The sequence below is a fragment of the Ascidiaceihabitans donghaensis genome (assembly GCF_900302465.1).
GTDB classification, from domain to species: domain Bacteria; phylum Pseudomonadota; class Alphaproteobacteria; order Rhodobacterales; family Rhodobacteraceae; genus Ascidiaceihabitans; species Ascidiaceihabitans donghaensis.
In genome coordinates, this window is record NZ_OMOR01000001.1 from 748,826 (window position 1) to 769,209 (window position 20,384).

The following is a 20,384-nucleotide window of genomic DNA, read 5'->3' on the forward strand; positions in this document are numbered from 1 at the left end:
AGGGTGATGTGATGCGCGCAATGCAAGTGGTGGAATTGGGGCAGCCTTTGGAGCTGCGCGAGGTTGAAAAGCCCACGCCGCTGGCCGGAGAAGTGCTGGTCAAGGTTCACGCTTGCGGGCTGAACTTTGGGGACACGCTGGTTATCAAAGGCACCTATCAGGAAAAACCGCAATTGCCTGCGACCGTCGGCATGGAACTGTGCGGTACCATCGAAGCGCTGGGGGCTGGGGTCGAGGGGTTGCATGTGGGCCAAAAGGTGGGTGCGTATTCGGGGTTTGGTGGACTGGCGGACTACGCCGCGATACCAGCCGAGATTTGCGTGCCCGTACCGGACGAGATGGACAGTCTGGATGCAGCTGCGTTTCTAGTAGCTTACGGCACCAGCCACGTGGCTCTGGACTACAAAGCACAGTTACAACCAGGTGAACGGTTGCTTGTTCTTGGGGCGTCTGGAGGCGTTGGATTGACCGCGGTCGAGGTGGGCAAAATCATGGGCGCAGAGGTTATTGCCTGTGCCCGCGGAGCTGCCAAGCTGGAGTTGTGCAAGGCCGCGGGCGCGGACCATCTGATTTGTTCTGAAACCGAGGATATTCGGGATGTCGTCAAGTCTTTGGGCGGGGCGGATGTTGTGTATGACCCGATCGGGGGCGACCAATTCAAAGCGGCCATGCGGGCATGCAATCCCGAAGCGCGATTGTTGCCGTTGGGATTTGCATCGGGTGATGTGCCACAGATTCCGGCCAACCATTTGCTTGTGAAAAACCTGACAGTGATCGGATTCTACTGGGGTGGATACGTCCGTGTGAAGCCGAAAGTTCTGACTGACAGTTTTGCCACTTTGATCGATTGGTACAGTGCAGGCAAAATCAAGCCTCATGTCAGTGCTGTGCACGCTTTGGAGGACGCGAACGCAGCCCTTGATTTGCTGCGTACCCGAAAAGCCACGGGCAAAGTGGTTGTTAAAATCAGCGCGGGCTAAACGGCTTATACCTTTTAGAAGGCCACGATTTGTAACTGACTTACCATATCCGGTCAGCGCCCCTTGATGCGGCCACGGATCGGTTTGGCCGCCTGTGTTTTGTATCTCTCGCGCAAAAACACAAACACGCCTGATGACAGGATCATTGTGATTCCCACCCAAACCTCGAACACAGGCAATTCAGCGAAAATGAAGAACCCCCAGAAGACGGCCAAAGGCAGCCCGACGTATTCAAAGGGGGCCACGGTTGCGGCGTCGGCCACCCTGTAGGCCTGGCTTAGGCAATAGCCGATGATCGCCGCATTCAGGCCCAAGCCCATAAAGACCCAAAGGTCGCTTTGATCGGGCCAAACCCATGCCCTAAGTAAGAACTGCACCGAAGGGTTGCTGCTGCCAAGGGCAAAACGCCCGTCTCCAGCCACCAGAAGGAATCCGGCAGACACCACGATGAACATGCCCTGAATGTAGACCGCCAGTGCAGAGGCTTTGCTTTCCACCCCTAATTTGCGTGTCAGAAGTTGCGTCAGCGCATAGGTCAATGCGGCCGCAACCGGCAGCAAAAGAACGATACGCGCGGCACCTATATTGCCCGCACCTTCCCATGGACGCTGCATCACAATCACCCCGACAAAGCCAAAGACAACGGCGCTCAACCGCAAGGGGCCGACTTTTTCGCCCAGGATCGGGATCGACAGAAGTGTGATGAACAATGGCGCTGCAAAGAAAAGCGCCGTGGCGTCGGCAAGCGGCAAAGCGGCCAGTGCCAGAAAAAATGTCATGTTCGAGATCACGATCAAAAGTCCACGCACCACATGGATGCCAGGCCTTCGGGTGTACAAGATCCGCCACCCGCCTTCCAGCTGTACCAGTATCAGCGAAAACAGAATGCCGATGAAAGACCGTGCAAACACAATCTGGTGCAAGGGGTATCCGCCAGACAGCTGTTTGATCAGCATGTCGTTGATAGATATGCAAAAGACACCCACAAGAACGAAGATGATCCCAAGTGTCGCTGTGTTGGTTGGGGGGCGTGACATAGTTCATTCGGTATCATGGATGTCGCTTTCGGCAATAGCCAATCTGCACTGAAACGGATATGCAGGCTTAAGCCCAAAAAAGGACCTGCCTTATGAAAATGACAGACACCCGCCAGATTGCCGCATCCCCTGAAGACGTATTTGCAGCGCTTTTGAATCCGGATGTTTTGAAGGCATGTGTGCCCGGTGCGACAGACGTGACGGGATCGCCCGAAGAGGGATTTGAAGCCTCTGTGACCCAAAAAGTGGGCCCTGTAAAAGCGACATTCAAAGGGGCCGTGACATTGTCTGATATGGTTGAAAACCAATCACTGACCATTTCAGGCGAAGGCAAAGGCGGTGCCGCGGGTTTTGCCAAAGGCGGCGCCGAAGTATCTATGAAGCCATCAGAGGGCGGCACTGAACTGAGCTATGATGTTGAAGCCAAGGTTGGCGGAAAACTGGCGCAATTGGGCAGCCGTATTATTGACGGATTTGCCAAGAAAATGGCGGATCAGTTCTTTACGAACCTGCAAACCCATCTTGAGGGGCCCGTTGATCCTGCCACGGACGACGCGGACACGGACGCGGAACAGCCCGAGAAAAAAGGATGGTTGGGCCGTTTGACTGGCAAGGATTAATCGCGCATCTCCGAACAGCTTGTGTGCATTGCCGCGCTGAACAATGCACCCTAGGGTGCGGCGAAAGCCAAGGGGATACGTATGTCGGTGATTTTGGATATTAAAGACCTGCGCAAAGCCTATGCTGGTGGCTTTGAGGCACTAAAGGGTGTCACCCTGTCGATTGAAGAAGGCGAGATAATCGCCTTGCTTGGTCCCAACGGCGCCGGAAAAACAACATTGATTTCAACGATTTGTGGCATTACGACCGCGACTTCGGGACGTGTTTCGGTTGGTGGGCACGACATCGAAACAGACTTTCGTGCCGCGCGCAGCATGATTGGCCTTGTGCCGCAGGAAGTCGCCTTGGAACCATTTGAAAAGGTTCTGAACACGGTCCGGTTCAGCCAGGGGCTGTTTGGCAAAAAACGCGACATGGCCATGATCGAGACCATCCTAAAACGTCTGTCCCTTTGGGACAAACGCAACAACCAGGTCAAGGAATTGTCGGGCGGCATGAAGCGCCGCGTTCTGATTGCAAAGGCCTTGGCCCATTCGCCGCGTGTTCTGTTTCTGGACGAACCAACGGCGGGTGTTGATGTGGAATTGCGCAAAGACATGTGGGACATTGTGGCTGATTTGAAGGCCGATGGCGTCACCATCATCCTGACAACCCACTACATTGAAGAAGCAGAAGCCATTGCTGACCGTGTGGGCGTGATTGCCAATGGTGAATTGCTGTTGGTGGAAGACAAAGACAAGCTGATGGCCCAGATGGGCAAAAAGCAGTTGGAGGTGCAACTGACAGCCCCTTTGGATGCGGTGCCTGCCGCGCTGGGCGCCCACGGCCTAAGCCTGTCGCCCGATGGTGAGGCATTGATCTACACCTACGACACCCGCAAAGAGCGCACTGGCATTACCCAGCTTTTGAATGATGTGGCCAAAGCAGGGTTGACGTTGAAAGACGTTGTGACGCGTCAAAGCAGTTTGGAAGATATTTTTGTCACCCTGTTGCAGGAGGATGCAGCATGAACTGGACAGCAATTCGCGCGATTTATGTATTTGAAATGACGCGATTTTTCAGAACCTTTGTGCAAAGCTTTATCTCGCCTATCATTTCGACGTCTTTGTATTTCGTGGTGTTCGGTGCCGCCATTGGCAGCCGCATAGACGAGGTGGATGGTGTCAGTTACGGGGCGTTTATCGTGCCGGGGCTGATCATGTTGACGGTTATGACCCAAGCCATATCCAACGCATCTTTTGGCATTTATTTTCCCAAGTTCATCGGCACGATTTATGAATTGTTGTCCGCGCCGCTTAGCTTTCTCGAGATCGTCGTGGGCTATGTCGGGGCAGCAGCCACCAAGGCGTTTTTCATTGGCACCGTCATCCTTGGCACGTCGTTCTTTTTCGTGGACATTCAGATCGCGCATCCTTTGGCGATGATCGCATTTTTGCTACTGACATGCTTCAGTTTTGCGCTGTTCGGGTTCATCATCGGCATCTGGGCTGGCAACTTTGAGCAGCTGCAACTGGTGCCTCTGCTGATTGTGACGCCTTTGGTGTTTCTGGGGGGATCTTTCTATTCTATTTCGATGTTGCCCCCGGTTTGGCAAACCATTTCGATGTTCAATCCGGTTGTGTATCTGGTGTCGGGTTTCCGCTGGGCCTTCTTCGGGCTTGAGGACGTGCCGGTGCTGACCAGCTTGTTGGCCATCGGTTTGTTTTCAGCGATGTGTTTGGCTGCAGTCTACTGGATTTTCAAAAGTGGCTGGCGCATTCGCCAGTGACGCGCCGGAAAGCGTTGCATTGATCCCCCACAGGCCGTTCGATTTGTCGCAGGCCTTGTGCGAGGGTGTCTGTCAATCTACATGGCATTCAATGAAACGCTGGATACCCTTTATCAAATCCGAACTCACCGTATCTGTGATCCGCCTGCAAGGGATGATCGCGGGCGGGGGACGTGGCGCATTGAATGACGCGGGCCTGACTGCCGTCATCGAGCGGGCTTTTTCCAAAGGAAAACCTGCAGCCGTCGCCCTTGAAATAAATTCACCCGGTGGCAGCCCTGTGCAATCATCGCTGATTGCGGCACGCATTCGACGGCTTGCGGATGAAAAAGACATCCCAGTATTGGCATTTGTCGAAGATGTTGCTGCATCAGGTGGGTATTGGCTGGCCACAGCCGCAGACGAGATTTACGCCGATGAAAGCTCTATTCTTGGGTCAATCGGGGTCATATCTGCCGGTTTTGGGGCCCATGAATTGCTGGCAAAACAAGGGGTCGAGCGCCGGGTTTATACAGCCGGAAAATCCAAATCGATGTTGGACCCGTTCCGCCCGGAAAATCCGGAAGATGTGGCACGACTGAAGGGCTTGTTGGAAGAGCTGCATGGCAATTTCAAGGGCCACGTTGCGGCACGTCGCGGTGCAAAACTGACCCAAGAGATGGATTTGTTCACCGGAGAAGTCTGGCTGGCCCGCAAAGCCACGGAACTGGGTTTGATCGATGGCATTGGCCACTTGAAGCCAATGTTGCAGGATCGCTTCGGGGAGAAAGTCAAAATTAACCGTTATGGTGTTAAGAAGCCCTTTCTGGCGCGTTTCGGCGCACAATTGATGCAAGATGCAGTCACCAACATCGAAGAACGGGCTGCATATGCCCAGTTCGGGTTGTGACCGCATGATGTCTAAAGTCGTCATTCTGTTTCTGGTTTTCATGGGCGCGCTTGCGATGTTCGGAAAACTGCATTGGATTGGCGGCAAGCGATTGAAATCCACCAAGTGCAAAGCGTGCAAGCGTCACAAGATCGGTTCCGGTCCCTGTGCCTGCGGTAAAGGGGACGCATGATGGAATCGTTGATGCCATGGTTGCTGTCCGGTCTTGGACTGGTCATCTTGCTTTTGGCGGGGGATGCGTTGGTCAAAGGCGCTGTGAATCTGTCTCTGCGTCTTGGCGTGCCGGCTCTGATCGTAAGTTTGACGATTGTTGCCTTTGGTACATCCGCGCCTGAATTGTTGATTGCGATATCGGCAATTTTGGACGATGCGCCGGGCTTGGCTTTGGGGAATGTGGTTGGGTCGAACACCGCCAATGTGTTGTTGGTCCTTGGTGTGCCTGCCTTGATGGCGACGCTACATACTTCGGAATGTGACACGCGCAAAAACTTCAATTTCATGCTGGCGGCGACCTTTTTGTTTCTCGCCCTCGCGTTCCGCGGTGTGTTTGATATGACAGCCGGCCTCGCTTTGTTGGGCGCGCTTGGATACGTTCTGTTTGACGCTTTCCGGCAGGCCAAGGCGCATCGGATTGCATGTAAATCCGCCCCCGATGAAGATGAAGAAATCGAAGGGGCTGACCCCGATATGCCGTGGTGGCGCATCATCACGTTTTTGGTGCTGGGATTGATCGGATTGCCTTTGGGTGCTGACCTATTGGTGGACAATGCCACGGTGATTGCCAAAACCTACGGCGTCAGTGACACCGTCATTGGGTTGACACTGGTGGCGGTGGGCACTTCTTTGCCGGAACTTGCGACAACCGTTATGGCAGCGCTGCGCAGGCAAGCCGATGTGGCATTGGGCAACGTCATCGGATCGAATATGTTCAACCTGTTGGCGATCATTGGCATCGCAACGCTTGTGGGCCCAATACCGGTGGACCCGTCATTCTTGCGCTTTGATCTGTGGGTTATGTTGGGGGCTTCGGTCTTGCTGATCCCGTTCGTGTATTTGCGCAAGGATATCACCCGCAATTGGGGGATTGCCTTGACCGCGGCGTATGTGGGCTACCTTGCTTTGGTGTTGATCTAACCCAAAGGACGGGCCTTATGACACGCTATTCGCCAAATGCACTCGTGACCGGTTCAAGCCATCGGTTGGGGCGCGCAATGGCGCTGTATTTGGGGCAACGCGGCTACAATGTTGCTGTGCACTATGCATTCTCTGACGATGGCGCATCCGACGTGGTCGATCAGATAAAAGGCATGGGGCGAAATGCCGTTGCTTTGCAGGCTGATCTTTTACACGAAGCGCAAAGCCAGGCTTTGCTTGGGCAGGCCGCTGACGCGCTTGGCGGACCGATCACGTGTTTGGTCAACAACGCATCCATCTTCGAATACGACGATTTCACAACAGGCACGCGGGACAGTTGGGACAGGCACATCGAAAGCAATCTGCGGGCGCCGTTTGTCTTGACGCAAGCCATGGCAGCACAAGGGCTGCAACCCGGCCGCGACGCCGCACAAGAGCCGCTTGCCAGTGCTTTGATCGTCAACATGATCGACCAGCGTGTGCGTAAACTGACGCCTGAATTTACCAGCTACACAATTGCGAAAATGGGGCTTTGGGCTTTGACGCAAACTGCGGCGCAGGGCTTGGCGCCTGTGATCCGGGTCAACGGCATAGGGCCGGGGCCAACACTGCAAGGTGGACGTCAGACGGCACAGGATTTTGCCACGCAACGGGCAGCTACAACGCTACAACGTGGGGCCAACCCGGACGATATTACTGCTGCTTTGGGGTACTTTCTGGACGCGCCTGCCGTAACGGGGCAGTTGTTGTGTGTCGATGGTGGACAGCACTTGGCATGGCAAACAGCGGATGTGTTAGACGTTGAATAAATGAGACTAGGGTCGAAAGTTTTGCACTGCGTTAAGTTTCGTTACAAATCTGTTACTAAAAACTTAATGTTTTCAATTATTTGCAATGACACAAATAAAAAGAATATATAAATCAAATGGTTACATATGTGCCTAAAAAATAGGCAAATCCATGAAATCCTTCAAAACTAACGAAAATCTTCCACTGTGAAAAAGTTATCGGCAGAGTTATCCACAGGAACAGTGGGTATGTTAACTGTTGCTACGGTCTGCACTACATTGCAGCCAAACCAGAGAATCGAGCGACTCACATGGCGACTGAAACCGACGCTTCACAACCCCAGATAGCCACAGGCCCTGATGTCATTCAGGGGTATCTCAAGACGATTGATGGCTCCCCCGGTGTGTACCGCATGTTGGACAGCGAAAGCCGCGTTCTATACGTTGGAAAAGCCCGTAATCTTCGTGCACGCGTCAGTAACTATGCCAGACCGTCCGGCCATTCGGGCCGCATTGCACGCATGATTTCCCTGACAGCGTCGATGATGTTCTTGACGACGCGCACCGAAACAGAGGCGCTGTTGCTGGAACAGAACCTGATCAAACAGCTCAAGCCGAAGTTCAATGTGCTGTTACGCGACGACAAAAGCTTTCCCAACATTCTGGTCACTGCCGAACACGATTACCCACAAATCAAAAAACACCGCGGTGCCAAAAAGGAAAAAGGTGCCTATTACGGCCCCTTTGCATCCGCAGGTGCCGTCAACCGCACGCTAAATCAATTGCAACGGGTGTTTATGCTGCGCGATTGTTCCAACGCGATGTTCGACAGCCGCACGCGGCCGTGTTTGCAGTATCAAATCAAACGCTGTTCTGCGCCGTGTGTTGGCAAAATCACCCCGGATGCATACCGCGAAACGGTCAAAGACGCCGAGAAATTCCTAAGCGGCAAGAATGCGGACATTCAGGCCAAACTGGCCGGCGAAATGACGCAGGCGTCTGATGATATGGAATTCGAACGCGCCGCTGCTCTGCGTGACCGCATCAAAGCCCTGACCCAAGTGCAAACCGCCCAAGGCGTGAACCCGCGTAGCGTGTCCGAGGCCGACATCATTGCATTGCATCTGGAAGGGGGGCAGGCCTGTGTGCAGGTCTTCTTCATCCGGGCCAACCAGAACTGGGGCAATCACGATTATTACCCGCGTGTTGGCGTAGATGTGGATGCGGCAGAGGCGCTGGAAGCCTTCATTGGCCAGTTTTACGATGTGCGCGAACCGCCGCGTCAACTGATCTTGTCCAATGATCTCGAAAACCCGGATTTGATGGCAGAAGCGCTGGCAATAAAAGCGGGCCGCAAAGTTGAAATTCTGGTGCCACAACGCGGTGAAAAAGCGGAATTGATCGATGGCGCATTGCGCAACGCGCGCGAAAGCCTTGCACGTAAAATGGCCGAAACCGCGACACAGGCCAAATTGCTGAAAGGTGTGGCAGACGCGTTTGATCTGGATGCGCCGCCCCAACGCATCGAAGCCTATGATAACTCGCATATCCAGGGCACCAATGCGGTGGGGGGAATGATTGTGGCGGGCCCCGACGGGTTCATGAAAAACCAGTATCGAAAATTCAACATCAAAGGCGATGATCTTACACCGGGCGATGACTTCGGGATGATGAAAGAGGTGCTAACGCGCCGCTTCAAAAGGCTTCTGAAAGAGGACCCCGATCGCAGCAAAGGCATGTGGCCGGATTTGCTGCTCATCGACGGTGGGGCGGGGCAGGTCAGCGCTGTCCGTGAAATCATGATTGAATACGGTGTAGGGGATGTCCCGATGGTCGGGGTGGCCAAGGGGATTGACCGCGACGCAGGCAAAGAAGAATTTTACCGCACAGGGAAGCGCCCCTTTGCTTTGCGACATAACGATCCGGTTTTGTACTTTATCCAACGGTTGCGCGACGAAGTGCACAGATTCGCAATCGGAACACACCGCGCAAAACGGGCCAAGGCAGTGGGCGCCACTCCTTTGGACGATGTGCCCGGCGTTGGCGCCGCACGAAAGCGGGCACTTTTGGCCCATTTCGGGTCTGCCAAGGCCGTAAGTCGCGCAAATCTTGCCGATCTGAAAGCTGTCGAAGGGGTCTCGGCGGCCTTGGCACAAAAGGTCTATGACTTCTTTCAGGAAGGGTAATCGTATCGCATGTTTCTTTTCGCCAAAAATATCCTGGGGTTAGGCCACAGGCCGAGGGGTAACGCCCCTTTCCCCGCCCATGAACAAAGGCTAACACTAGACGCATGAACTGGACCATTCCAAATATCCTCACGCTGATCCGTCTCGGGGCCGCACCTATGGTGGCCGTGATGTTTTTGTACTTCACACGGCCTTACGCGGATTGGTTCGCGCTGATCCTGTTTGTAAGTGCTGCGATTACGGATTGGTTCGACGGGTATCTGGCGCGGAACTGGCAACAGGAAACCAAACTCGGGGCGATGCTGGACCCGATTGCAGACAAAGCCATGGTGGTGATCGCGCTTATGGTGATTATCGGCTTTTCCAGCTGGCAGGCATGGCTTGTGCTGCCGGCGACTGTCATTCTGTTTCGGGAAGTCTTTGTGTCGGGCCTGCGGGAATTTCTGGGGGATACGGCAGGCACTTTGAAAGTGACCCCGCTTGCGAAGTGGAAAACTACATTCCAGATGGTGGCGATTGCAGTGCTGTTTTCACAAGGCGTGTTCGAACACTACTTCGGGATGTCGACGTGGGGCATGGACGACGACATGGTGATAGCGATCTTGGATGGTGAATTAACCGATGAATTGGGCCTTGGATGGAAATTCCAAGGCATGCAATGGGCCGGAACACTCGGTCTGTGGCTGCTGTGGATTGCAGCGGCACTGACTTTGATCACCGGGATTGATTACCTGAAAAAAGCGGTGCCGCATCTAAAGGATGAAGACTGATGGACATTTTGTATTTCGCCTGGGTGCGCGAACGCATCGGTCGGCCACGCGAAACACTGGATACCAACGCTGCGACTGTGGCTGAGCTGGTCGAGGAACTGAAAAGTCGTGAAGACAGATACGCCGCTGCATTCTCGGATCTGTCGGCGCTGCGCGTGGCGGTGAACCAGGAACTCACGGATTTTGACGCCTCTTTGGAAGGGGCCCGCGAGGTCGCTTTTTTCCCTCCGATGACGGGGGGATAAATCATGCGTATTTTGGTTCAGGAAGACCCGTTTGATGTGGGGGAGGAAGTGTCACGTTTTTCTGCCGGCCATCAGGATGTGGGGGCTGTTGTCACCTTTACAGGCGTTGTGCGCGATGTGCCGGAGGAGCGCTTGAAGGTTATGGAAATCGAACACTACCCGGGCATGACAGAATCAGCGCTTGCCGAAATGGCCGCTACAGCCATGGACCGGTGGTCTTTGGCAGATGCTTTGGTGATTCACCGCTATGGGCGGCTTGCACCGGGTGAGATGATTATGATGGTCGGTACAGCGTCCAAGCATCGCAAAGACGCTTTTGAGGCCGCCGAATACCTGATGGATTTTTTAAAATCCCGCGCCCCGTTTTGGAAGCGCGAAATCACGGCGCGCAGTGCGCAGTGGGTTGCTGCAAAAGATGATGACGAAAACGCGTTAAAGCGTTGGTAAAAACCTTTTAGTGCGCCGCTCCGGTGGCATTTTTCCAGTATTCTGTCAGCTTTTCGATCTGGGCGGCGGCGCTTGGATGATCGTCGGGTAGTGTTTCTTTTGCCATGTCTATGTTGGATTTTAGCTGGTCATATCGTTGAAGACGGTAATTGTTGTACGCAAGCTTGATCCAGGCAACGCAATGGGGCCGCAGCTCTATCATGCGGGTGAGCACGACGTCTCTGGCAACCCAATCAGCCCGCGCGGTGATGGCGGCGTCGATGATCCGCAATGCGCGCAATTCGCCATTGTTGATATCGCGATTGCGTATGGCTTGTTCCAAAGCGGTCTGACCGCATGCTTCGGCGGTTTCAAAATCCTCTGCCTCCAATGCTGCGGTGCCTTCAACCAGATTGGTGTTGAAGATGACTTCAGCATCATGCGCTGACGCGATATTGGCTTCAAAGTCCTGCCGCTGCGTTGCATCCACTTCAAAGTAGGTTTGAACCAACTGGGCAACCACGCCTTTGACGGCAAAGTCGGACACATGGCGTAGGTCGGGGGCGAAAACATCCCAGCTGCGGGTCAACATAATGCGTTCAAATCCGGGAAAATAACCTGCGCGCGGCTCATTGCGAATGACTTCGGTGATGACCGTGTGCAGCAATGCCTTGGACCGGATCGACGCCAGAATTATGTCGTCTCCGCTAAATGTGGCTTTGGCCGAGACAGGCGAGACGGTGATCAGGATTCTGGCGTCCGGATTCATATCCCAGATCAGATCAAGGGCCCCGCGCACAAACCCCAATGAGGTTTCGAAATCGAGATCTACAAATTCCAGCCGCTCACCCAAGGCCCGACGCAGTGGACCGATGGCCACGAGGGCATTGGACACGTAAAGATCACGTTCCACATCGCGAAAAACTTCTGTTAGGCCAAGGGTGATCACAACGCAATCTGTCTGAAACATTGTTTTGAACACATCAAAGATGTGCTGGCGTCGCTCCAACATGCGCTCTTTGCTCAGCGGATAGCGCCCGTGGGTCGCCGTGTCGTAATACATGCCGTCTTTTTCGAATGCGATGGCCTCGCAGTCGGCCCAGTTTACGATGCCGTCCCTTTTGGCAATGTCGTAACACCATTTGACCTCCTGATAGATCGCTGGCGGGGTGTATTTATTGACGATGTTTGCTGCGCGGCTGTTGATTTTTTCCTCGGCGGGCAAATCAAATTTTAGCATGGGCAAGTCATAGCCCAGTTGCCCAAGATTTTCTTCAATGTTGCGGGCAAAACAGCTGCCTATCGTAAAGACACTGCTGCGTGCAGGGACCTTGAAGCGCGGTCGAATAGATGGGGCGCATTGATCGTAAAGGCGTGGTGACACACCATCCCAGTTTGACACTTCCGAAGCACGCATTTGCGCCCAAAGTTGTTCAAGGGTGGGTTTGTCTGTCATCAGTGTTTTTCCCGAATTTGCATCTAAATGACGTGTTTGCGGGGTTCACAAAAAGGGGCAGTCAGGTTCCCTGTGTCACCCGTTCAATGTAGCCACGTAGTTCTTCAGCCTCATGCCGCGCATCGCGAAGGCCTTCCATCGCGGCGCGCAATTCCGCCTCGGTCTGACTGAGCTGGTTTGTCAGTTCCGCTTCGCGCTGCTGAAGGTATGTGATGGCTTGATCGCGGGTTTCTTCGGCCTCATGCAACTCCTGGCTCATACGGTCCAGTTGGGCTACATCGCCTGCCGCCACGCGGGTAAAGCGATGGATCAGCCAGTTGGCAAACCATCCAAGGCAAAACGCCACAAACAGAATGATCGCAGTTGCGATAACAAACTCAGTTCTGCTCATCGGATGTCCCTTCTGTTGCAGGCCCTGTATTGCCCGTTTCGGCAACAGAATCTAGCGTAGATTCAGGCTCGGGTTCCGTTGGATTGGGGCGGATCAAACGAAATTCGATACGGCGGTTCGCTTCGCGCCCTTCTTCGGTGTCGTTGTCCTTTATCGGGCGCGTTTCGCCGTAACCTTTGGCTGAAAAGGATGATGTCAGGACGCGCCGTGCACGCAATTCATTCAGAACGGATTGGGCGCGGCTTTGGCTTAGGGCCAGGTTCATTTCGGCACGGCCTTGGCTGTCTGTATGGCCTTGCACTTCCAAACGCATATCGCCGCAGACTTTCAAGATTTCGGCGATATCGTCCATCGTGCTAAGGGATGCCGCATCAATTGTGGCGCTTCCCGGTTCAAAGCTGATTTGCCCTGTTTGCAGCACGTCCCCGATTTGAGCCTCGCATTGGTCTGGTGTCGGGATATTGGCCACAGGATCGAGTTTTTCCTGATAGGTCACGTCAATCGTGAAGTCTTCCGCCTCGCCCAGTTTCGAAGACAGCAATGTCGCGATTTTCGCGTTTGCATCTTTATTGCCGGTATTGCCGCGCACGGAAATAGATGTGGGAGATACGGTGACTGCGCCGTTGCTGAGGCTGGACAGCGCCTCCAATCCGGTCAGAACGCGGGTGGCCCAATCGTTTGGCAGGCCCTCGACGACACGGGTGCCAACGTAAACCCTGTCTGATCCAAACCGCGCTTTCGCATAGCTGTCGGCCACAGTCCGCAGGTTTTCATCGGACAACCGGCCCCGCAGTTGCACCTGGCCTTCCGGACTAAGAGTGGCAATGAATTCTGGCGGCCCCACATTCGGGTCCACGGTTTCAGGCAGTTTTGCGTAAAGGGCAAAAACATCTGGCAAATCGTTTTCAAGTTCGCCCATGACTTTGTCAAAGGTCGCTTGGCCGGCGCCTTCGCGGCCAATCAAGGTGACGTCTGCGTCGGAAAACGTAACAGACCCGCCGCCCACTTCCGCCAAGGCGCTAATCGATTTTTCCACGGCTTCTGACCAACGCGGGCTTGGAACGCCCATGCCGACGGTGCATCGTCCGGACCCGGTGAGGCCCGCTTTGAAGGCGGCTTGCAAAATTTGGGTTCGAGAGGCTTCTGTGTCTGCGGAACACGCATCAAAGCGCACCCCGCTGTCGTCGATCAAAAAGCGCAAAGTGAATGGTGTGATAACGGGGCGGGGGGCTGCAATGTCCAGCGACAGGCGCAAACCGGGGGGGGCTGCGCGGTTGAGGCGTGCCTCAAGCTGTGCTTTGGCTTCGGCGCTTTGTGTGATGGCCGTGATGGACACGCGACCCGCTTCCACCGACACTTTTGATCGCGGCAATTGTTCCATTGCAGTCAGCGCAAATCCAAGCGCATCGGTCCATCCGTCCGGGGTTGGATAATCTGCTGTCTCGATAAGGTCCGTGACCGATGCGTCGTCGCTCATGGCTGCGAAGCGTTCGATGATGGCGTCGCGGTCTGTGGCAGTCGGCATCAGGCCGATGATCGACACCCCTGCGTCATTGCGCAGAATTTCGGCGGAGAACCGCGGAGGGGCAATGGCGGCCACCGCCTCGACTTCCATCGCGTCAATCACGCGGGCTGCATCCACCACTGTGCCTGCGGTGCTCAGGGCAGAAAACCTTCGGGCCTCGTTTGGCGCAATGCCCAACAAAGTGACTTGCAACCCGTCCGCGGCAACTTCGGCCCATGGCATTTTGGCGTCGTCCAAGGCCTGCCGCACACCAATTTCTGATGTTTCTTCAATCAATTTGACGGAAAAGTTGGCAGCCACCAATGATACAGCAGCGGCCCCGACAAAGGTTGCGGCAACAATGATGAGAGAAGACAGTCGCATGTGCGTTTTTCAGGCTCTTTTGGTCTTAGGATCGCTCTTGTCTTTGGTGATACGCCCTGTGCGTCGGTCTTTCAATCAAACCATGAGCGCTATGAGAAAAAAGACCAGCGGAATTGCGCCTGTGTCGCGGTTGGCGCGAAACAGCTGCATGCACTTTGCTGGATCACCAATATCGAGACCGCGTAATTGCCATGCCATATGCCATCCCATCGCCCATGGCGCGGCCAACGCCAGCGCCATAGCAAGGGGGGACGCGTTTGGAAGCGCTGCAAAAATTGCGGCAATGCCCATCAGCCCGACGGTGGCTGCCAAAAACCTGCGCAACCAGTCCGGGGTTTTTTCCGCAAACAGACGCGCGGTTGATTTGACGCCGATCAACGCGTCGTCTTCGATGTCCTGATGGGCATAGATGGTGTCGTAAAACAACGTCCAAGCGATGCCAGCAAGATACAGCACAACAGCAGGGGCGCCCAGCGATCCCGTGTGTGCGGTCCATGCCAGCAATGCCCCCCAATTGAAGGCCAGACCCAAAAAGACTTGCGGCCACCATGTGAACCGCTTGGCGTAGGGGTAAACGGCCACTGGCAGCAACGCCAACACGCCCAAGGCGATGGCAGCTTGATTGAAGGTCAGCAAAATACCCAACGACAACAGGCATTGAATAACGATCCACACCAAAGCGCCTTTTGTAGACACCCGACCGGACGGAATGGGCCGCGACCGTGTGCGTTCGACTTCTGCATCGATGTGGCGGTCTGTGAAATCGTTCCATGTGCAGCCCGCGCCGCGCATCAGCCACGCGCCCAACGCACATCCCAAGGCGATCCATGCATCCATCCAACTGGCGGTTTGTGTATACAGCATGGCCAACGCCAGCCCCCACCAACACGGCAGCAAAAGCAACCATGTGCCGATGGGTCTATCAGCCCGGGACAATCGCAAATAGGGCCGCGTCCATTCCGGTGCATATACATCGACCCAATTGTCTTTTACGGCATCGGCCACTTGACCATCTGGCGCGGGCGCATTGTCTTGCATAAAAGGGATCCATGACTGCAAAAATTCGCCTCTTTCTAGACCTGCCATTGGCCCAAGGGCAATCGGTTGAATTGTCGCGTGATCATGCGCACTATCTTTTTGGTGTGATGCGCCTTGGCGTGGGGGCGCAGGTGCTTGTCTTTGATGGTGTGCATGGCGAGTTTTTGGCGCAAGTGACAAACGCCGGCAAACGTGGCGGTACTTTGGAGGTGTTGCAAAACACCAAACCGCTGAAGATGCCGCCAGATTTGTGGCTTGTCTTTGCCCCGATCAAAAAAGCGCGAACAGATTTTATCGTGGAGAAAGCCGCCGAAATGGGGGCCGCGCGCATTCTGCCCATGCAAACCGAATTTACCAATGCAGGACGTATCCAACGCGAACGCTTGCAAGCGCATGCTATTGAGGCCGCTGAGCAATGCGGCGGCACTTTCGTGCCTGAAGTGACGGAAATGCTGCGATTTGACCGTCTTTTGGCCCAATGGGACAGCACCCGCCGAATCATGTTCTGTGACGAGGCGACAGCAGACGATTCACCGACGCCGTTTTCGGGTGGGGCAGGGCCGTGGGCTATATTTATCGGGCCGGAAGGCGGGTTTTCAGCGGCTGAGCGCACAAAGCTGCGTGCAATGGAATGTGCCCACGTGGCGCAATTGGGCCCCCGTATTTTACGCGCGGATACCGCCGTTGTTGCGGCGATGACCCTGTGGCAAAGCGCAATTGGGGATTGGACTTAGCCAACTGTTCCGGCTGTTTCAAATGGTTCTGGTGTCTTGAGTTTTTCGGATCAGAAAATCTGATAAGGGCGCGGCGCCATTGATCTTGCGGCGCATTGGCCCCACTTTGGATGTAACAACATCTACGGGACGCAATCGCTATGAGTTTCATTAGACCGGAAGCCGCCACCGCGCTGCGCCGTTGGCGCGAGGCCTTGGTGGGTGTGGCCGTTTTGGCGCTGGCTGCATTGTGGCTGTTCGGGCGGCCGGGACTCTTGCAGCTGATGGGCTACCCATTGTTGATGATCGCGGCCGTTTTGATCTGGGTTGGCGTGCAACGTGCCCGGTTTCGCACAGGTGCGGGTGGCGCGGGCGCTGTGCAGGTGGATGAGGGCCAAATCACCTACTTTGGCCCTTTGACCGGTGGGGCGGCTGCCGTGGCAGATTTGCAGCGGTTGACGTTGGACCGCGCCCTGACCCCTGCCCATTGGCGTTTAGATGCCAGCGACACGCCAGCGTTGCTTATTCCGGTCGATGCCGAAGGGGCCGATGCGTTGTTTGATGCTTTTGCGCGCCTTCCGGGTCTGCAAACAGAACGCATGCTGTCAGAGCTGACAAAGGGCGGGACGCGGTCGCCCAATCAAGCGGTTGTGATCTGGGAAAAACAACCCTTGCGTCCGCCCCATGCCCGCCTGCATTGACAGTTCTGAAATTTGATACCATCCCTGAACCTCTTGAATAAGCGCGGCAAGGAGCCAGCCCATGTCTATCCCTCAATCCGGTGGCGGTTTGATCGAGCATCACGACCAGCTTGCAGAATACCTGTCTTCGGGGTGCAAGCCCAAGCAAGATTGGCGCATTGGCACAGAGCATGAAAAATTCGGCTATTGCAAAGACACACTGAAGCCACTGCCCTTTGACGGCGAACGGTCTATCGTCAAAGTCTTGTCGGGTTTGCGTGACCGTTATGGATGGTCCCCCGTCGAAGAAGGCGGCCATCTGATCGGTCTTGAAAAAGACGGCGCGAATGTGTCTCTGGAACCGGGCGGTGCGTTGGAATTGTCCGGCGCTGCGGTCGAGACGATCCACGCCACCTGCGACGAGGTCAACACCCACCTGCGCGAAGTCAAAGATATCGCGGATGAAGTCGGCGTGGGTTTTATCGGTTTGGGTGCGGCACCGATCTGGACCCACGACGAAATGCCTTTGATGCCCAAGGGCCGGTATCGGTTGATGAATGACTATATGAACAAGGTCGGCACCATGGGTACCACCATGATGCGCCGCACGTGTACTGTGCAGGTGAACCTCGATTTCGGATCCGAGGCAGACATGGTGCAAAAGCTGCGAGTCGCGTTGGCCTTGCAGCCTGTTGCCACCGCTTTGTTTGCCAATTCGCCGTTTTTTGAAGGCAAGGTGAACGGCCACAAGTCATGGCGTAGCCGTGTTTGGCGTGATCTTGATCCGGCCCGCACAGGCATGTTGCCCTTCGTGTTTGAAGACGGCATGGGTTTTGAACGGTACGTGGAATACGCCCTCGATGTGCCGATGTATTTCGTCTATCGCGATGGCAAATATATTGACGCTTTGGGCATGTCTTTCCGTGATTTCCTGAAAGGCGAACTGCCGGCCTTGCCCGGTGAAATGCCTTTGATGTCTGACTGGGCCGACCACCTGACAACAGCCTTCCCCGAGGCCCGCATCAAAAAATACATGGAAATGCGCGGCGCAGACGGTGGCCCTTGGCGTCGTTTGTGCGCTTTGCCTGCCTTCTGGGTGGGTTTGATGTATGATCAAGGCGCGTTGGATGCCGCGTGGGACATTTGCAAAGGCTGGGATGCTGAAACACGCGAAGCGTTGCGTGTGGCTGCTTCCGAAGATGGGCTACAAGCACAGGTTGGCAACATCAACATGCACGATTTGGCACGTGAAGCCGTGGCCCTAAGTGATGCGGGCCTGAAGGCCCGCGCACGTGCTGGGGCTGGCGGAATGGTTCCCGACGAGACGCATTTCCTGAACGCGTTGCATGAAAGTATCGAAAGCGGGAAAACCCCCGCAGACGAGCTTTTGGACCAGTACAATGGCGACTGGAATGGTGATCTGACGCGCGTGTTCCCAGAATACAGCTACTGATCGGTCGCGCCGCCCGCGCCCTATGTTGGCGCGGGTCTGCCCAAGACGCGTTGTTCGTATAGGGCGCGTACCTCTTCCTTACGTGCGGCGATGACCTGAGGGGTTGGTTTTTCGTTGATCCGGTCCAACACGGCATAACCTTGCATCGGGTCATGGGCACGTGCGGTCCCTGATCCGTCAGTGGACATGCGGCGACTGGTGCCGGAGCTTGGCAAATGCGGCGGCGGCCCGTAGATATTGGTGTCTGGTTTGGACGGTAAAAGCATCATGATGAAAACCATCAAACCGCCAATGAACGGCACAAAATACAGCAAAAAGAAGAAACCCGAAAAACCCGCATCGTGAAGTCTACGCACGGTCACGGTTATGGACGGAACAAAGTTGATCAGAAGCCAGTATGTGGTGAAATAGTCAAAGGGGTTGTATGACAGTTTGCCCACCGCTACAGCAGCGTCCAATGACCAGACATCGAAGCTGATGGCCGCAATCATAAAGACAACGTAGAAACCGACATACCACCAATATTCTGCGCGGCTGGCACGTCCCATAATGTTGAAGAATTTCGAAAAGACGGAATTGACCGCCGCAAGTGGTCCCATCATGGCACATTTCCTACATTGCTTGGAACGTCAGTATGGCGATGTGGATTGGGCGAAAATGGGGCAGCGTGCGTCCATTTTCGCGATAATTTTAGCAAAGCTGCAGCCTGTGAAGGCGTCAGCCTGCGGTGTCCCAAAGCGGGACAACGGGTTGGCGCGATTGCGCATACCCTGGCACCTGACTGTCCAATCTGTCGGCCAAAGCAGGTAGGTGACATACAGGCACCCGTGGAAACAAGTGGTGCTCCCGATGATACAGCATCAAGTAAGCGGCCTTCGCCATGATTCCTCTTTGGCTGCGTCCCGCCAGTCCCGACCCATGGGTGCCTTGATGGGTGATCCAGACCGCAAACAATGCAGTCAGGCATTGCGCAACCGCCATTGCGGCAAGGTGCAACAGCAAAAAGCGGGCACCGACCCCAAGACAGAGTGCAACAAAACCTGCAACGAAAACCCAGTCCAACACCATTTTGCGCCGCCAATAGCGTGATCCGCTGCGCCATGCAGCCTTGTTCAAGTCCACCGGAAAGCGCGGCCCGTATTTCAGCACCTGCCAAAAGGTCATGTGACCGCAGCGCCCTTCAACATCGTCTTCGCCCATGTTGTGTTTGTGGTGCTTCAGGTGGCAGAAGGCGTCGGCATGGTTTGATCCTAGCATTATGGCGCTGAGAACATGCATCACGATGCTGTCGCCCCCACGGTTCAGGCCCAAATTGCCGTGAATGGCTTCGTGGTTCAGGCGCAAAGCGCACAGAAAGAACATAAAGCTGGCAAAGGGGCCGATCATCCACAACGGGCTTGCGTACAAAACAAAAGAGGCGCCCAACCACGGCAAACACAATGTCAGTTCTTTTAGGCTGTCCAAGGGGCCGAACTGGGTCAGATCGTGCCAGTGAACGCCTTTGGGGGGGTGCTCTGAATGTGCCATGGGTGGGGTCCTCATTACTGTTGTTGTTTTATGCAGGTGCAACCTCGGTTTGCATCTTTACAGGTTCCGGGGGTAGGGTCACGGCCCGCAAAGTGGCGACGGCGTGGGTAAACCCAAGGCCCAGACTTAGGGCTGCACAGCCAAGGGCAACCATCAAAGCTGCTGCGGGTTCTTGTTGCAGCACTGGGATGGCCGCGCCGATCAGAATGACGCCGCCTGCGCCTATGGCTGCAAATCCGGTTGCAATGGTCAGCGACGCTGTTTTGGCGCGGGCGGCGGTTATCGGGCAGTCGCCCATCAAAGTGCCGATCCGTAAAATCATGCTGGCCAGGGCAGTAACGCCGCCAAAGGCAATCAGAATGTAGCTGAGAATAAGAATGAGCATGGTGTTTCC

22 protein-coding genes are annotated in these 20,384 nt (G+C 55.0%); 14 read left to right on the forward strand and 8 right to left on the reverse strand.

The window, feature by feature from the left end:
* The first annotated feature begins 11 nt into the window (after nucleotides 1-11).
* Complete coding sequence (locus ASD8599_RS03710; RefSeq protein WP_108827288.1) at nucleotides 12-980, forward strand: NADPH:quinone oxidoreductase family protein; 969 nt, start codon at nucleotides 12-14, stop codon at nucleotides 978-980.
* Between the two features lie 53 nt (nucleotides 981-1,033).
* On the opposite strand, the gene ASD8599_RS03715 is transcribed toward ASD8599_RS03710, so the two are convergent.
* Nucleotides 1,034-2,017 (reverse strand): DMT family transporter, encoded by a 984-nt coding sequence (locus ASD8599_RS03715; RefSeq protein ID WP_108827289.1) that lies wholly within the window; start codon nucleotides 2,015-2,017, stop codon nucleotides 1,034-1,036.
* Nucleotides 2,018-2,109: 92 nt separating this feature from the next.
* On the opposite strand from ASD8599_RS03715, the gene ASD8599_RS03720 reads away from it, so the two are divergent.
* From ASD8599_RS03720 to ASD8599_RS03770, 10 genes are all read left to right on the forward strand, one after another.
* Entirely contained in the window at nucleotides 2,110-2,637 is a 528-nt protein-coding gene (locus ASD8599_RS03720) for an SRPBCC family protein (protein ID WP_108827290.1), read from the forward strand.
* 81 nt (nucleotides 2,638-2,718) lie between these two features.
* The gene (locus tag ASD8599_RS03725; protein ID WP_108827291.1) at nucleotides 2,719-3,648 is read left to right on the forward strand and encodes an ABC transporter ATP-binding protein; all 930 of its coding nucleotides are present in this window, start codon (nucleotides 2,719-2,721) and stop codon (nucleotides 3,646-3,648) included.
* Nucleotides 3,645-4,406, forward strand: a complete 762-nt coding sequence (locus ASD8599_RS03730; RefSeq protein WP_108827292.1) for an ABC transporter permease — start codon at nucleotides 3,645-3,647, stop codon at nucleotides 4,404-4,406. Before ASD8599_RS03725 ends, ASD8599_RS03730 begins: the two co-directional genes overlap by 4 nt.
* A 91-nt stretch (nucleotides 4,407-4,497) precedes the next feature.
* A complete protein-coding gene (locus ASD8599_RS03735) occupies nucleotides 4,498-5,295 on the forward strand; it encodes a S49 family peptidase (protein WP_108829985.1) in 798 nt (265 codons plus the stop codon).
* 180 nt (nucleotides 5,296-5,475) lie between these two features.
* On the forward strand, nucleotides 5,476-6,429 hold the full coding sequence (locus ASD8599_RS03745; RefSeq protein ID WP_181364544.1) for a calcium/sodium antiporter: 954 nt from the start codon (nucleotides 5,476-5,478) through the stop codon (nucleotides 6,427-6,429).
* 17 nt (nucleotides 6,430-6,446) lie between these two features.
* The gene (locus tag ASD8599_RS03750; RefSeq protein WP_108827294.1) at nucleotides 6,447-7,238 is read left to right on the forward strand and encodes an SDR family oxidoreductase; all 792 of its coding nucleotides are present in this window, start codon (nucleotides 6,447-6,449) and stop codon (nucleotides 7,236-7,238) included.
* A gap of 290 nt (nucleotides 7,239-7,528) precedes the next feature.
* Nucleotides 7,529-9,403 (forward strand): excinuclease ABC subunit UvrC, encoded by a 1,875-nt coding sequence (gene uvrC / locus ASD8599_RS03755; RefSeq protein WP_108827295.1) that lies wholly within the window; start codon nucleotides 7,529-7,531, stop codon nucleotides 9,401-9,403.
* A 104-nt stretch (nucleotides 9,404-9,507) separates the two neighbouring features.
* Nucleotides 9,508-10,173 carry a CDP-diacylglycerol--glycerol-3-phosphate 3-phosphatidyltransferase gene (pgsA, locus tag ASD8599_RS03760; RefSeq protein ID WP_108827296.1) on the forward strand — a complete coding sequence of 222 codons (666 nt, stop codon included), beginning with the start codon at nucleotides 9,508-9,510 and terminating at the stop codon, nucleotides 10,171-10,173.
* Complete coding sequence (gene moaD, locus ASD8599_RS03765) at nucleotides 10,170-10,418, forward strand: molybdopterin converting factor subunit 1 (RefSeq protein WP_108827297.1); 249 nt, start codon at nucleotides 10,170-10,172, stop codon at nucleotides 10,416-10,418. The genes pgsA and moaD overlap by 4 nt, the downstream gene beginning before the upstream one ends.
* Nucleotides 10,419-10,421: 3 nt before the next feature.
* Nucleotides 10,422-10,865, forward strand: a complete 444-nt coding sequence (locus tag ASD8599_RS03770) for a molybdenum cofactor biosynthesis protein MoaE (protein ID WP_108827298.1) — start codon at nucleotides 10,422-10,424, stop codon at nucleotides 10,863-10,865.
* Nucleotides 10,866-10,872: 7 nt separating this feature from the next.
* On the opposite strand, the gene ASD8599_RS03775 is transcribed toward ASD8599_RS03770, so the two are convergent.
* From ASD8599_RS03775 to ubiA, 4 genes are all read right to left on the reverse strand, one after another.
* Nucleotides 10,873-12,300, reverse strand: coding sequence for a GSCFA domain-containing protein (locus tag ASD8599_RS03775; protein WP_108827299.1), 1,428 nt, complete (start codon nucleotides 12,298-12,300; stop codon nucleotides 10,873-10,875).
* A 61-nt stretch (nucleotides 12,301-12,361) separates the two neighbouring features.
* The gene (locus ASD8599_RS03780) at nucleotides 12,362-12,691 is read right to left on the reverse strand and encodes a hypothetical protein (RefSeq protein WP_108827300.1); all 330 of its coding nucleotides are present in this window, start codon (nucleotides 12,689-12,691) and stop codon (nucleotides 12,362-12,364) included.
* Complete coding sequence (locus ASD8599_RS03785; RefSeq protein WP_108827301.1) at nucleotides 12,678-14,579, reverse strand: OmpA family protein; 1,902 nt, start codon at nucleotides 14,577-14,579, stop codon at nucleotides 12,678-12,680. The genes ASD8599_RS03780 and ASD8599_RS03785 overlap by 14 nt, the downstream gene beginning before the upstream one ends.
* 75 nt (nucleotides 14,580-14,654) lie before the next feature.
* On the reverse strand, nucleotides 14,655-15,617 hold the full coding sequence (ubiA, locus tag ASD8599_RS03790) for a 4-hydroxybenzoate octaprenyltransferase (protein ID WP_108827302.1): 963 nt from the start codon (nucleotides 15,615-15,617) through the stop codon (nucleotides 14,655-14,657).
* 11 nt (nucleotides 15,618-15,628) lie between these two features.
* On the opposite strand from ubiA, the gene ASD8599_RS03795 reads away from it, so the two are divergent.
* The 3 genes from ASD8599_RS03795 to ASD8599_RS03805 all read left to right on the forward strand — a co-directional run bounded on the left by ASD8599_RS03795 (nucleotide 15,629) and on the right by ASD8599_RS03805 (nucleotide 18,463).
* Entirely contained in the window at nucleotides 15,629-16,351 is a 723-nt protein-coding gene (locus ASD8599_RS03795) for a 16S rRNA (uracil(1498)-N(3))-methyltransferase (RefSeq protein ID WP_108827303.1), read from the forward strand.
* Nucleotides 16,352-16,491: 140 nt separating this feature from the next.
* Nucleotides 16,492-17,031, forward strand: a complete 540-nt coding sequence (locus ASD8599_RS03800) for a hypothetical protein (RefSeq protein ID WP_108827304.1) — start codon at nucleotides 16,492-16,494, stop codon at nucleotides 17,029-17,031.
* 61 nt (nucleotides 17,032-17,092) lie between these two features.
* Complete coding sequence (locus tag ASD8599_RS03805; RefSeq protein ID WP_108827305.1) at nucleotides 17,093-18,463, forward strand: glutamate--cysteine ligase; 1,371 nt, start codon at nucleotides 17,093-17,095, stop codon at nucleotides 18,461-18,463.
* Between the two features lie 20 nt (nucleotides 18,464-18,483).
* Here ASD8599_RS03805 and ASD8599_RS03810 read toward each other — a convergent pair whose 3' ends face one another.
* The 3 genes from ASD8599_RS03810 to ASD8599_RS03820 form a co-directional block, all read right to left on the reverse strand.
* Nucleotides 18,484-19,065, reverse strand: a complete 582-nt coding sequence (locus ASD8599_RS03810; protein ID WP_108827306.1) for a DUF805 domain-containing protein — start codon at nucleotides 19,063-19,065, stop codon at nucleotides 18,484-18,486.
* A 115-nt stretch (nucleotides 19,066-19,180) separates the two neighbouring features.
* Nucleotides 19,181-19,990, reverse strand: coding sequence for a fatty acid desaturase (locus tag ASD8599_RS03815; RefSeq protein ID WP_108827307.1), 810 nt, complete (start codon nucleotides 19,988-19,990; stop codon nucleotides 19,181-19,183).
* 28 nt (nucleotides 19,991-20,018) lie between these two features.
* On the reverse strand, nucleotides 20,019-20,375 hold the full coding sequence (locus ASD8599_RS03820) for a hypothetical protein (protein WP_108827308.1): 357 nt from the start codon (nucleotides 20,373-20,375) through the stop codon (nucleotides 20,019-20,021).
* Between the last annotated feature and the right edge of the window lie 9 nt (nucleotides 20,376-20,384).